Origin of the sequence: Nocardia jejuensis NBRC 103114 (assembly GCF_001613145.1) — a bacterium.
Lineage (GTDB): Bacteria > Actinomycetota > Actinomycetes > Mycobacteriales > Mycobacteriaceae > Nocardia > Nocardia jejuensis.
The window spans coordinates 29,122-41,207 of record NZ_BDBU01000002.1 but is presented as its reverse complement, the minus strand read 5'-3'; the positions used below and the strand labels follow the sequence as shown (position 1 = coordinate 41,207).

The window sequence follows — 12,086 nt, the reverse complement described above, 5'->3', positions numbered from 1 at the left end:
CTAGCCGAGGTCCGGCTCCGGGTTTTCCGGCGTGTCCGCGACGGCCATGTGCAGGGCACCGGGCCGGTCCGTCGCGATTTCGACCCAGACCGTCTTGTGGTTCTCGTGATGAATCACGCCCCACGAGTGGGAGAGGCGGTCGATCAGCACCATTCCCAGGCCGCCGGTGGTGTCTCGCGCGCGTTGTGTGGGTGCGACGGGTGAGCTGTCCTCGACCTCTATGCGCAGTAGTCGTTGCGCGTTCAGCATGATCAAACGACAGCTGCGAGGCGGACTGCCGTGCCGGCGGGCATTGCTCACCAACTCGTCGGCTACCTGGACCGCGTCATCGACCACGACTCCGGTGCGGGTGCCGAACAGCCGGCGCACCTGGGCTCGGACCTGCTCGAGCGACGTGAGATCAAGATCGATGACAATCACGGGATCGCGATCGGCCGTGCCCGAGCTCTGCGACGCTGCACCCATTGCATCCTCTTCGTTATCGGCAGTTCACGGTACCCGCGCCCGGTCCGGCCCCGGCGATCGCCCCGGCCGGCGGGCGCGCGCCGGTCGGGTGGTCCCATTCTGCCGTCCCCGTTCGGAGATCCCCCTACCCGGGCCACGGCGTGTATTGCATTGCGATCGTGTGGATTTGAAATGGAAACGACTCGCTGGTCCGCTCTAGGGTGGACCCATGACATCGGTCAGGCAGATCCAGGTCACCTTCGACTGCGCGGAACCCGAACGCGTCGCTCGATTCTGGTCCGAGGTGTTGGGTTACGAGCACCGAGGTAGGGCATGCGCCGATCCCGCTGGTGTGGGCCCGCGTCTGTACTTCCAGCGCGTGCCCGAAGGCAAGGTCGTGAAGAATCGGGTGCACATCGACGTGCGAGTCGGCACCGGACTGGTGGGCGACGAACGGGTGGAAGCACTCGAGTCCGAATGCGCACGACTGGTCGCGCTCGGCGCGGTTCGCGTGCGATTGCTGCGCGCCGATGGCGTCAACGAATCGTGTCTCGTGATGCAGGACATCGAAGGCAACGAATTCTGCCTCGACTGAGCGAGATCGAAACCGGCACTATGAACGGGTGAACTCGACACAACAGAACCAGCAGCTACCCGGAGAACGCGAGACGCTCACCGAAGTCCTGGAATTCCATCGAGAAACACTGGCCCGCAAGTGCTCCGGACTCACCGCCGACCAACTTCGCCTGCGGGCCGTGGAACCGTCGCGATTGTCACTGCTCGGCCTCGTCCGTCATCTCACCGACGTCGAACTGGGCTGGTTCGGCCGCATTCTCTCCGGATCGAATACCCCGTTCGAGTACTGGCAGGCCGACGCTCCGGACGGCACCGATTTCGAGGTCGACAACGCCGATGCGGACGAAGCACTCCGATTGTGGCACAACGCCTACACACGATCCCGCGAGATCGCCGACGCCTGCGAATCACTCGACACCTTCGGCGTCGACGAGCCCACCGGCGACCGCTACAGCCTCCGCTGGATCCTCACCCACATGATTCAGGAATACGCCCGCCACAACGGCCACGCCGACCTCCTCCGCGAACGCATCGACGGCCGCACCGGAGATTAGCACCGGCGCGACCGAACGAGACCCTCGAATAGTCAACCGGGCCAACGAATCCGACATCACCTTCGACCGGCCCTCACGAATACCCTGTGGTCACCGTCGATATCGGTATCGACACCGGCGATGTCCTGCGCCTTGTCGAAATCGGCGGCGTGAACAGTTGGGGAATCTATGGTTCGAAGGTCTCCGATTTCATCGCCGCGATGGAAGCCGAGGCTCTCGATCGTGCGGATGTGTGAGGGGTGCGGGGCGTCACGAATTACAGCGATGCGATTCAGCGGCGGGTATGGATGTGCGGTGGGTAAAAGGCTTTTCGAGCGCATACCCCGAATACGGGCATACGATGGATATGTCGTTCGTACTTGAAACGAGATGCGCTCAGGCATCGCGGCGAAAGGTACCGGAATGCGATTACAACGCTCTACTGCGGTTTTGATCGGTGCGACTTTTGCTTTTCCACTGCTGACAGGTTTGGCCTCCCCCGCATCGGCCGATCTGGTGTACGGCGGATGCTACGGCGGTGAACTCACCACCACCAACGTTCCAGGTAGTGGCAGCGTAGGAATGAATACCAATGTGACGGGCGGGCTCACCGACTGCGGCAGCGCGCAGATGCCCGGTGTCTCCGGTGGGATGCTGAACATCAGCTATCCGTTCAATATCGTCACCGGCAGCAACTCCGGAACCGGTGCGGGCGGCAATCCCGCCAGCGGTTCCATAGCCTGGTCCGACGGCAGCGTCAGCGTCGTCTCGGGCAATTGGGTGACCTCACCGGTGGGCCAGAACGCCATCAGCACCCTGGGCGTGCAGAGCGGCCCGGGCGCGGGTCAGCAAATCGTGCTCGGCACCCGCCAGATCGCCAACGCCGGATCGGTCGGCGGCGGCAGCGGCGGCGCCGGATCGGTCGTGGTCATCGACGCACTCTTCCACTGACGACAGTCTGATTCCGACCCGGATCGCCGCCCGTGCGCGGAACTCGGCACTGCCGGACCCGCAGGCCACGAGTCCGGCCCGGGTCGGCAGACGCCGGCATTTCCGTGCGCCGCACCTCGATCGGTGTCGGATTGTCCGGTCCGTGTCGGCGCGATCGGCAATGCTGTAGCCATGCGATATGTCGGCCGGGTGCCCGCTCCGCCTCTGGACGAGTTCATCGACGACATCTACTGCCTCACGGGAGCACCGCGCCACAGGTCGATGAATGTTCCGCCGATGCCGTCGGCACACCTGCTCATCAATCTCGGCGATCCCGCGCGACTGTGGGACCGGGGATCCTCGGACGGGGACCCGATGGTTCTCACCGATGGATGGTTCATGGGTACCAGGACCACGCGTGTCCTCGTCGAGTACCCGGCGTCGGTGAGGATTGTCGGAGTGCATTTCAAGCCCTGGGGCATCGCGCCGTTCGTCGACGTTCCAGCGTCCGAGCTGTGCGACCGGACGGTGCCGTTCGACGCCCTCTGGCAGCGGTCCCTCACGGATCGGATCCGCAATCGGATCGGCGACCTCCGGCACGCTCCCGAGATACTGCAGGTGCTCGAGCGTGAGCTCCGAGCGCGGCTCACCGAGACCTCGCCGCGCGGTTTCGACCTGGTCCGGCACACGGGACCGCGCCTGGAGAATTCCTACGGCGCGGTATCCGTCGGTGCGCTCGCCGACGCTGCGGGTGTGAGCGTCAATCACCTTGCGGCGCAATTCAAGTCACATGTCGGGGTGACTCCGAAGCGGGTGGCGCGGATGTACCGCTTCGCACGGTCGATCGTGTCGGTGGACGCTCTGGGTCCGGTCGACTGGGCGGAGCTCGCTCACTCGGCGGGCTACTTCGATCAGGCCCATTTCAGCCGCGAGTTCAAGGAATTCACGGGCCACACTCCCACGGAGTATCTCGCGCTGCGGCGCAGGTTCCCCGCCGACCGTGAGTTCCCACCGGACAATGGGCCGATGCCCGCCGAGTGATTTTCTACAAGACCGCGCGCCCGGCGGACGACAAGATCGCAAGTGAACGGGAGAGACTCGAGGAGGATCCATGGGAACAGTGATCATGCACAACGCGGTATCGGTCGACGGCTTCATCGCCGACAAGAACGACGATGTCGGGCCTCTGCACAACTGGTACTTCGACGGAGACACCCCGATCACCGCGGTCGACGACGAGAAGTTCGACCATTCGGGCAGCGGACACGGGTTCAGGGTCTCCACCGAGTCGGCCCGGTACGTCCGTGGCATGTGGGAGTCGATCGGCGTAATCGTGATGGGCCGCAACCTTTTCGACCTGGTGAACGGCTGGGAGGGCCGACCGCCCACCGGCGAGCACGTGGTGGTCGTGTCGCACCGGCCCAAGCCCGAGGGCTGGCATCCGGAAGCGTCCTACCATTTCGTCGACGACCCCGTATCGGCGATCGCCGAAGCCCAGAAGCTCGCCGGGGACCGAGTCGTCGCGGTCAATGCCGGGGAGGTGGGCGGGCAGATTTTCGCCGCCGGTCTCGTGGACGAGGAGGCGATGGATGTCGTGCCCGTGGTGTTCGGGTCGGGCAAACGCTACTTCGGAAGTGTCGATGGCCAGCATCTGCTCGAGGATCCCCACCTGCTCATCCAGGGCAGCGGAGTTCTGCACCTGAAGTTCACAGTCCAGCGCTGATCAGAGTCGCCCAGACCGGTAGCAGCAGCAGAGCCAGAACGGTGCTCTTGACGACCACCGCGGCGGCCAGGTCGACATCGACGTCATAGGCCTGAGCGAGGATGAACAGGTTCTGCGGACTCGGCATCGCCGCGATCATCACCATGTATCCCAGCCACGGCGCGGTGAGGTGAAATCCGAAGCGCGCCAACGCGTACGCCAGCAGTGGGAATCCGAGGCACTTGACACCGATCAGCCAGTATTCATCGCTGTCGGCACTGCGCAGGCGCATACCGGTACCGCCCGTGTGCAGGCCCAGCGCGAACAAGGCGACCGGTGAGGCAGCGGTGCCCGCCATCGACAAGCTGTCCACCATCCATTGCGGCGCAGGCAGATCGGCGATGTTCGCGGCGATGCCCGCCCAGCAGGCCACCACCACGGGAGTCGTCAGCGCCGCCGACACCGCCCGCCACACCCCGCCCGCAGCGGTATCCGCCCCGGCTGGCGCGGTCTCCATGATCGTGATCACGACCGTGGTCAGCACACATACCTGAAGCAGGACGACCGGGAAGATCGGCGTCACATCGTTGAACAGCAACGTGAACACCGGGATGGCGACGTAGGCCGTATTCACCTGACACGCGGCCATGATCCGCAGCGCGCCTTGGCGCGCACTCCGCCCGCCAGCGCAGGCGACGCCCCCGACGATGATCGCCCCCACCGCGGCGGTCACGGTGTAGGCCGCCAGCGCCGGCACGTCGAACACCCTGCGCAGGTCCGCGCGATAGAGGCTGACCAGCAGGTACGCGGGGATCGCGAAGCGGAATGCGAACTCGGAGAACGCCTTCGACACGCTCGCGTCGATGATCCCGCGACGCGCGAAATACACCCCGGCCGCGAACACGAATACGATCGGTGCGAGCTTGCCGACCATGGCGATCAGGCCGGTCACCACCCACACCCCTCCCGAACGCCCAACCTAGCGCCACCCGTTTCGAGTTGACCTGACAGTGGGTGGAAGGTGCAGGTTGGTGTCGTGCACGAAGACACCGATCTGTTCACAGTCGGACAGCTGGCAAAGCGAACCGGGTTGTCCGCGCGGACAACCCGGTTCCGGGCCGATATCGGAGCGGTGCCGCCCATCGCGCGATCGGCCGGTGGGTACCGGCTTTTCGACGTTACCGCGATCGAGCGCCTCGAGTCGGTATAACCGGATCGAGTTCGGCCTCGATATCCGGCCTGTGGTGCTCGAGCATTCCCCCTGCCGACAAGGGTTCAGCCAGGGCAGCACTGATCCTTGTCGACAGGGTCGAACAGCGCGCGTTCGGTGGCTCGCAGAGCGGCTCTTGCACGCCGACTCAACGGTGGGTTTCGCTGCGCGCTCAGCCCAGTGTGAAGGTCGTGCGGCCCGCGAGGTGCTCCAGATCCACGTTCTGTGGGTATACCTCGGAGTACGTGTCGATCCAGGACTCCACCTTCCCGGCGCCCGGCCCCATACCCATGCCGGTGATCACGTTGTCCGGCAGGCCGACCACCGACGTGCCTTCGACGCGCTGTGACTGTCCGCTGGTCAACCCGGTGTCGAGGTTCCGCCAATGCACGGTGAGGTAGTAGGCGGAGCAGAAATCCCCGGTCTGCGTGATCTTCACCCGAACACCGAACACACCGGACTGCGGCTGCGGCACGGTCTCGGCACGGATGATCGCGGCACAGTCGGGTCCCGGAACCCGGGTAAGGGTCGAGGTGTACTGGGCGACCGGATCGTTCGAGTTGGCGCCGGCGGTACCGGCGAACCCGCTGCACGCGGCCACCACCGCCGTCGCAAACACACCCGTGCGGAACGTGAACTGTTGCAGGGAAACGTTTTTCAGGCTCATGCCCGTCTGTCGTTCCGTACCCGGATTGCGTTATGACTTCCCGCGCCCTCAATTTCAGGGGCACGCCGACACCGCCGAGGTTCGGTCTCCGGGATACGACCGAATGTGCGGTCGAAGGTTGCCTCGCAGCAAGGAGTCGGCGCAACGGGTGCGCCAACGGCGTCACTTCGGCGGCGACGCGACCCGGCCAGGACGCGTCAGTGCCAGTCCTTCCGGGCGTACAGGCCCGCGATCGCGATGGCAAGATCCGCCGCGATCTCGAACAGCGCTGCGAACCAGGAGAATCCGGTGACACCCGCCGAGGGCGGCGGGTTGATGAAGCTGTCGCTGAGTGGTCCGAACCAATCCGGTAACAGGTGTACGACCACGAATCCGGCCGCGCTGAGGAATCCCACCCAGATCGCAGCGCGTGGCGCCCATCGATGCCGGGTGAACACCCACACCACGGTCACTACCGCCGCCGCCATCTGAACCGTGCCGAGCGCCATGACCAGCATCGACACACTGCTCATGCCGCGTCGAAGGTGGTCGGCGGCGTGCACTGTCAACGCGATCGCGAATACGACTGTCACCCAGCGCAACAGCGCGCTCGACGATCGATCGACTCGTCCCAGCCGGGGTGTCCGTTCGATCATGATCCCTCCCGAAGTCTTGTTCGTATCTCGAAGGAGCGCACCAATCGCGCCCCGGTAGCCTGCGGAAACGTCGGCCCGAGCCAGTCGACGACCGGCGAGTTCGGGATATCCCTCGCTCGCACCGGTGACGCCGACACCGCGCCCGCGTCTTGTCGACCGCCCTCATCGGCGCAGGGCGCGGCAGCAGTGGGTGAATCGATCACGACGCTCGGCATCGAGGAAGGTCCCGGCTCGCCACACTCGGATCGACTCCTCATCGTGGTTGCTCCAGTATGGATTTCACCGCGACGCGCACCAGGTCATCGGTCCATCCCGGTGGTGGCCTCCCCTCGGCCAGGTGTCGACGGACCGCGCCGAAGGGCAGGTCGAATATCGCGAAATCGAGGCGGTGGGGGTCGATATCGGGGTGGAGCGCGAGGAATCCGCGATACGCCACCGCCGCCGAGTCGTTGATCGTCCGCAATCGCGCGCCGAGCTCAGCGGGCCAGCGATCGCAGAGATCTTCGCGCCGATAGAGCATCAGCACCGTGGCTTCGGCGGTATGGGTTCGGCTCCAGCGCACACCGTGCAGCGCCGCCGCCTCGGCATCACCCGAGTCGAGCGCTTGGATGAAACCCGTTTGGAAGCGCCCGATTTCGCGAATCCACAACTCGGCCAGGATCAACTCCCGCGAGGCGAAACGATGATAGATGGAGCCGGTCGGAGCACCCAGACGACCGGCGATGGCACCGATCGTCGCCGCCTGTGGCCCGCCTTCGGCGACGAGAGTCAGCGCCGCGTCCAGGATCGCCTCGCTGTCGTACTTCGCTGCGCGTCCCATAGCCCGTCCAAACCTAGATTTCAGATACTAGAACCTTAATTCTAAAAAAGGCGGTGCGCAATATGCGAACCGATGCTCGGTGGTACCGCGTGGCTGAAGGCGAAGTCCACATGGGCGAGGTAGGACTGCACCCGAGTTCACCACCAACCCACAACGGCGATTTCAGGAGCACTCATTGTTCGCATCCACGCTGCGCATCGTGTTCACGCTCACCGCAACCGGCGCGGCCACCACACTGTCGGCCGCGACCGCCTCGGCACTCGCAGCCACTCCCGCTTCCGGCGACGTAACGATCACCTTCTCCCAGAGCGAATCCGCAGCGATCGACACCATGGGTCTCGGGGCCGCGCTCGGCCAGCTGCCGCCCAGCTTCACTCCGCAAGCCAAAACCGCTCTCGGGCAATCCATTTCCCGCTATGCGAAGCAGGCGGCACAGGATCCCACCTATCAGCTCACGATCGTGATCGACGATCCGATCCTGGATCCGAACGCGGTGACGGTCGGTGCGCTCGCCTGATCCGATACCGCGACTCCGTACCGCTCGGCGACCACTGCGACTGGCCGGTGGTGGTCGCCGAGCCCTTCGGCGACCGGCGCGCATCCGGCCTGACACCGATCATCGCGGCACACTCGTGCGCGCTCCGTCGACGGACTAGACGCGATCGAGCGGGAGCACCCCGGTACCGGCGAGGATTGTCCGGGCGACGAGCGCCGGATCGTCGATCATCGGCACGTGCCCGACGGCGGGCAGAATTTCGAAGCGTGCCTGCGGTATTCGTTCGCGGGCGATCGTGCCGTTCACCGCGACGGGCAGGATGGCATCTCGTTCCGACCAGGCGAGCGTGACCGGGCAGGGCAGTGGGTCCAGGGGCGCGATCTGATCGTGGTTGCCGAGGAGGTCATCGGCGACCGCACAACCGAGCAGGTCCCGCGCGGCGTCGAGTGCCTGTGCGGCCGAGAGGCGGTCGCCGCGACGAGCGATGTCGCGCAGCGCCACTCGCCGCACGATCGGAGAGTGCATCGCCAGAGGTTGCAGCCACGGTGTGAGCCGGGCGAGTCCGATCATCCTGCGCAGCTTCGCAACCCCGGTGCTCTGTCCCGCAGCGCCCGCGTCCCAGAAACCCGCGGGCGAGAGCGCGCATACGGTGAGCGCGCGACCGCGCCGAGCGCGTTCGAGAACCATCCACCCGCCCATCGAATTCCCCGCGAGGTGAGCTCGTTCCACCCCGAGGTCGTCCAGGACCCGTTCCGCGTCGTCGACCAGGTCACCGATCACGGCCGGGCGGCGTACTACGGGCGCACCGCCGCGATGTCCCAGCGCCGTCAGCGCGATCACCTCGAGATGGGGCGTGAGCAAAGGGGTGACATCCTGCCAAGCCTTGGCGGACATCGTAATTCCGTGCAGCAGGACGAGCGGGGGCCTCTCGGGGATCACGAAGTGAGCTTCGCATGCTCGTGCCGCGGCGGGAAGGCCGGCCGCCGCCGCGAATCGATCGCTACGCCGTGGCGGCGGGCTCGATATCGTGCCGCTTCACGAGCAGAATGATCGCCAGCACCGGGTAGACCAGCACGGGCACCAGCGATCCGACATAGGGCTCCTGATCGGCCAGGACCGCCGAACCACTGAGCAAGGAGAAGTCGAACAGGCCGTGGATGATCGAGTTCGCGGCATTGCCGCGGCTCACTCGCCGGATCAGGTAGAAGAAATATCCTGCCAGGCTGACCGCGATGGCCTGCGGCAGCGCCGAAATGCCATGGCCGACAACATTTGTCAGATGCACCGCACCGAAGATGACGCTCGACCACAGCGCGACCCGGCCTTCGGTGAGTCCGTGCCGCCGCAGCACCGTGACTCCGATGCCGCGGAACATGCCCTCCTCACCCCAGCCCACGAACTGGGTGCCGATCAGCAGCACCACCACGTACACCCAGCCCTTCTCGGCCAGGGCGCTGTAATCGATGCCCGAGGCGATCGCGACGAGGAACACGATCGGCACGACGCGCACCCACGGCCGGGTCGGGCGATCATCGCGCAGCACCGGACGCAACCAGCCCAGATACGAGATCACCCCGTAGGTGAAGGCCAATGCCACGCCCAGCGGGATGATCATGCCGTAGAGGAGCCCGCGCGTGGTGAGGAAATCGTCCTCACCGACCAGCTCGGTCAGCCACAACCCGCCGCCCTGGATGATCACCAGGTACACCACCACGATCACCGCGAACAGCGGATACGACAGATGCCGTCCGGGTGTGCCCGAAGACGGCGAGACATCCGTGGTACTCATCCAGCAAATATAGTGTTACGCGTACCGCAATGTCCGATTTGGGCGATGCCGCGCCGATCCGGCAGGCCCGCAACAACTCCGGCCCTGCTCGGCTCGGCGAACGTCAGTCGGTCACCAGGCGGTCGCGCAGGATCACCACCGGAATCTCGCGCTCGGTCCATGCCTGTTAGGTGTCGAAATCCGCGTATGCCTCGACGAGCAACGGCCACAACCGGGCACGTTGCTCGGCGTCGGCGGTCGTCGCGTGCACGGGACGGCGCTCGCGTCCGATCTGAATATGCGTGTCCGGGTGCGTGCGCACATTGTGGTACCACTGCGGGTGTTTGGGGAGCCCGCCCTGAGACGCGACGATGATCGTGTCGGCGCCATCGGTGATGTAGAGCAGCGGCGTCGTGTAGGCCGCGCCGGATTTGCGGCCCCGATGCTCGAGCAGCAGGGTCGGGACCGGCTTGCGGAATCCGGCGCCGATCCGCCACTTCCCGCCGATCCGCCCTCCGGTGCGCCGGTAGACCCACACCTGCGCCTTGCCCACGTGTTTGAAGATCTTCGGCAGAACGGGTGAATCGAGTTGTTTCGGGCGTGGCGGAATAACGGCGGCCATGGGTGTTCCTTCCGTGCGACAGATAGGAAGACCATACAACTAGCATCATGTGTATGGTCAAGGACGGAAGGCGACGCCCCTTCGCCGACCGGTACGCTCGATTTCCCATCGACGCAGAGCAGGAGGCGGGGTAATCCGGTGCGCACCCACGGATGGGCGGGCGTGACGCCCGTCGACGACGACGAAGCCGTCACCCGGATTCTGGCCGCCGCCCGCGCGGCGATCGACCGATCCGGCACCGAGTTCACCCTCGCCGAGATCGCCCGCGACCTGGGCGTGACCCGGCAGACCGTGTACCGCTACTTCGCCGGTGTCGATGCGCTGCTGCGCGCCACGGCCGTCGCACAGGCCGGGCACTTCCTGGATGTCCTCGCCGAGCATCTGAGCGATATCGCCGATCCCGCCACCGCCGTGGTGGAGGGCATCGCCTACACCCTCGAGCGGCTGCCCGACGAGCCCTACCTCAATCTGCTGCTGACCCCCGGGCGCGCCAGCGCGTTCTCCGCCGGTGTCACCTCCGACACCGCCCTGGCCTTCGGACGCTCTATGCTGCAACGGTATTCGGTCGATTGGGCCCGGACCGGCATCACCGACCTGGACCAGCTGGTCGAACACATGCTTCGCATCGTCCAGTCGTTCGTCATCGATCCCGGACGGCCACCGCGACGCGGTGCGGACCTGCGCGCGTACCTGACCCAATGGGTCGCACCGGCGCTGGCCGGGCAGTCCCCCGTGACGCAGTAGCGGTACGCGCGGCATCGGCCGCAATCTCGATGGCTCCGTCGGACTTTCGCTTCGTCAGCCGCTGACGTGGGCGGTGTTGTCGAGCCAGTGCCGAGCGAGGGCGGGGTCACCCTCGATGGTGATGTCGGCGGGCTGAGGAACGCCGAGGGAGAGTCGTCGGGTCAGGATCAGCAGCAACGATCGTGCCGGGCCGCTCACCGTCACGTCGGCCTGCTGGGCGCCGGGGCGCCAGGTCGCTCCGTCCGGCCGTCGCTCGACGAGCCATGCGCCCGAGTCATCGGCGACGTCGGTGGCCAGCCACTGCAGTCGCTCTCCGGCGCCGCGAATGGCGTGCGCGGACTCGGATCGCTGCATCTCCCACGTGGGCGAGGTGAGCATCGCGAAGTGGTTCGCGATGAGCGCGGCTGCGATGTCGGGGGCTATATCGGCCGGTCGCTTCGCCGCGGTGGCGGCGTCGACACCGTGCACGACCGCCTCGTTGAGCATGCTGGACAGCCAGAATCGGGTCCCGGACCGCCCGTCGGTAGCGGGGTTGAACACCGGCGCGTCGAGCACGTCGTCGGAGCACGCATTCGCCACCCGTTGCGCGGACTCCTCCAGCCAGGCCGGCCACTCCGCGGGGTCGGCCGGAAGCTCGGCCATCTCCGTGGGCAACTGGGTGGGGTCGCCGATGCGCCGCTCGATGATCTCGGCGACCCAGTTCTGGGTCTGGCCCACGTGTTCGACGAGATCCTTGACGGTCCAGTCCGGGGCCGTCGGCACGGCGGCATCCGGGCCGGCCGCGGCGGCTGCGTCCGCCAGGGCTCGGGTGTGTTCGACGATTGCTTGCCGGGTGCGTTCGGCGGTCAACTCGGTCATCGGTTGTCCTTTCGTAGCGTCGGGTTGCTGGATACGACTGGCCGGGTCGGCCGAATTCATCGGTGCCGGGCAGGTTTCTCA

General features: G+C 66.0%; 18 protein-coding genes. 9 read left to right on the top strand and 9 right to left on the bottom strand.

The window, feature by feature from the left end; all coding sequences use genetic code 11:
• Window positions 1–465: an ATP-binding protein gene (locus NJ1_RS00560; protein ID WP_067685884.1), complete on the bottom strand. Its 465-nt coding sequence runs from the start codon at window positions 463–465 to the stop codon at window positions 1–3.
• Between the two features lie 208 nt (window positions 466–673).
• Here NJ1_RS00560 and NJ1_RS00555 point away from each other — a divergent pair, with 208 nt between their 5' ends.
• From NJ1_RS00555 to NJ1_RS00535, 6 genes are all read left to right on the top strand, one after another.
• On the top strand, window positions 674–1,039 hold the full coding sequence (locus NJ1_RS00555) for a VOC family protein (RefSeq protein WP_067685882.1): 366 nt from the start codon (window positions 674–676) through the stop codon (window positions 1,037–1,039).
• A 28-nt stretch (window positions 1,040–1,067) separates the two neighbouring features.
• Entirely contained in the window at window positions 1,068–1,574 is a 507-nt protein-coding gene (locus tag NJ1_RS00550) for a DinB family protein (RefSeq protein WP_067685880.1), read from the top strand.
• A gap of 86 nt (window positions 1,575–1,660) precedes the next feature.
• A complete protein-coding gene (locus NJ1_RS38630) occupies window positions 1,661–1,810 on the top strand; it encodes an ATP-grasp domain-containing protein (RefSeq protein ID WP_218025098.1) in 150 nt (49 codons plus the stop codon).
• Between the two features lie 325 nt (window positions 1,811–2,135).
• Window positions 2,136–2,504: a hypothetical protein gene (locus NJ1_RS00545; protein ID WP_157573664.1), complete on the top strand. Its 369-nt coding sequence runs from the start codon at window positions 2,136–2,138 to the stop codon at window positions 2,502–2,504.
• Between the two features lie 171 nt (window positions 2,505–2,675).
• Window positions 2,676–3,524 carry a helix-turn-helix domain-containing protein gene (locus NJ1_RS00540; protein ID WP_067685876.1) on the top strand — a complete coding sequence of 283 codons (849 nt, stop codon included), beginning with the start codon at window positions 2,676–2,678 and terminating at the stop codon, window positions 3,522–3,524.
• Window positions 3,525–3,594: 70 nt separating this feature from the next.
• Window positions 3,595–4,206 (top strand): dihydrofolate reductase family protein, encoded by a 612-nt coding sequence (locus NJ1_RS00535; RefSeq protein WP_067685874.1) that lies wholly within the window; start codon window positions 3,595–3,597, stop codon window positions 4,204–4,206.
• Here the strand turns inward: NJ1_RS00535 and NJ1_RS00530 are convergent.
• Window positions 4,190–5,137, bottom strand: coding sequence for an AEC family transporter (locus NJ1_RS00530; protein WP_245717153.1), 948 nt, complete (start codon window positions 5,135–5,137; stop codon window positions 4,190–4,192). The genes NJ1_RS00535 and NJ1_RS00530 overlap by 17 nt on opposite strands.
• 69 nt (window positions 5,138–5,206) lie before the next feature.
• Between NJ1_RS00530 and NJ1_RS00525 the strand changes: the two genes are divergently transcribed.
• Complete coding sequence (locus NJ1_RS00525; protein WP_067685872.1) at window positions 5,207–5,395, top strand: MerR family DNA-binding transcriptional regulator; 189 nt, start codon at window positions 5,207–5,209, stop codon at window positions 5,393–5,395.
• 172 nt (window positions 5,396–5,567) lie between these two features.
• Here the strand turns inward: NJ1_RS00525 and NJ1_RS00520 are convergent, their stop codons facing one another.
• The 3 genes from NJ1_RS00520 to NJ1_RS00510 form a co-directional block, all read right to left on the bottom strand.
• Window positions 5,568–6,062 carry a hypothetical protein gene (locus NJ1_RS00520; protein WP_067685870.1) on the bottom strand — a complete coding sequence of 165 codons (495 nt, stop codon included), beginning with the start codon at window positions 6,060–6,062 and terminating at the stop codon, window positions 5,568–5,570.
• A 197-nt stretch (window positions 6,063–6,259) separates the two neighbouring features.
• Window positions 6,260–6,697, bottom strand: a complete 438-nt coding sequence (locus NJ1_RS00515; RefSeq protein WP_067685868.1) for a hypothetical protein — start codon at window positions 6,695–6,697, stop codon at window positions 6,260–6,262.
• Between the two features lie 253 nt (window positions 6,698–6,950).
• Window positions 6,951–7,517 carry a TetR/AcrR family transcriptional regulator gene (locus NJ1_RS00510; protein WP_067685866.1) on the bottom strand — a complete coding sequence of 189 codons (567 nt, stop codon included), beginning with the start codon at window positions 7,515–7,517 and terminating at the stop codon, window positions 6,951–6,953.
• A 175-nt stretch (window positions 7,518–7,692) separates the two neighbouring features.
• Between NJ1_RS00510 and NJ1_RS00505 the strand changes: the two genes are divergently transcribed.
• Window positions 7,693–8,034, top strand: a complete 342-nt coding sequence (locus NJ1_RS00505; RefSeq protein WP_067685864.1) for a hypothetical protein — start codon at window positions 7,693–7,695, stop codon at window positions 8,032–8,034.
• 135 nt (window positions 8,035–8,169) lie between these two features.
• Here the strand turns inward: NJ1_RS00505 and NJ1_RS00500 are convergent, their stop codons facing one another.
• The 3 genes from NJ1_RS00500 to NJ1_RS00490 form a co-directional block, all read right to left on the bottom strand.
• Window positions 8,170–8,952 carry an alpha/beta fold hydrolase gene (locus NJ1_RS00500; RefSeq protein WP_084477598.1) on the bottom strand — a complete coding sequence of 261 codons (783 nt, stop codon included), beginning with the start codon at window positions 8,950–8,952 and terminating at the stop codon, window positions 8,170–8,172.
• 61 nt (window positions 8,953–9,013) lie between these two features.
• Window positions 9,014–9,802: a CPBP family intramembrane glutamic endopeptidase gene (locus tag NJ1_RS00495; protein ID WP_067685860.1), complete on the bottom strand. Its 789-nt coding sequence runs from the start codon at window positions 9,800–9,802 to the stop codon at window positions 9,014–9,016.
• A gap of 166 nt (window positions 9,803–9,968) precedes the next feature.
• Window positions 9,969–10,403 carry a nitroreductase/quinone reductase family protein gene (locus tag NJ1_RS00490; protein ID WP_084477597.1) on the bottom strand — a complete coding sequence of 145 codons (435 nt, stop codon included), beginning with the start codon at window positions 10,401–10,403 and terminating at the stop codon, window positions 9,969–9,971.
• A 138-nt stretch (window positions 10,404–10,541) separates the two neighbouring features.
• Here NJ1_RS00490 and NJ1_RS00485 point away from each other — a divergent pair, with 138 nt between their 5' ends.
• Window positions 10,542–11,147, top strand: coding sequence for a TetR/AcrR family transcriptional regulator (locus NJ1_RS00485; RefSeq protein WP_067685858.1), 606 nt, complete (start codon window positions 10,542–10,544; stop codon window positions 11,145–11,147).
• 54 nt (window positions 11,148–11,201) lie between these two features.
• On the opposite strand, the gene NJ1_RS00480 is transcribed toward NJ1_RS00485, so the two are convergent.
• Window positions 11,202–12,005, bottom strand: a complete 804-nt coding sequence (locus tag NJ1_RS00480) for a maleylpyruvate isomerase family mycothiol-dependent enzyme (protein WP_067685856.1) — start codon at window positions 12,003–12,005, stop codon at window positions 11,202–11,204.
• Window positions 12,006–12,086: the final 81 nt, after the last annotated feature.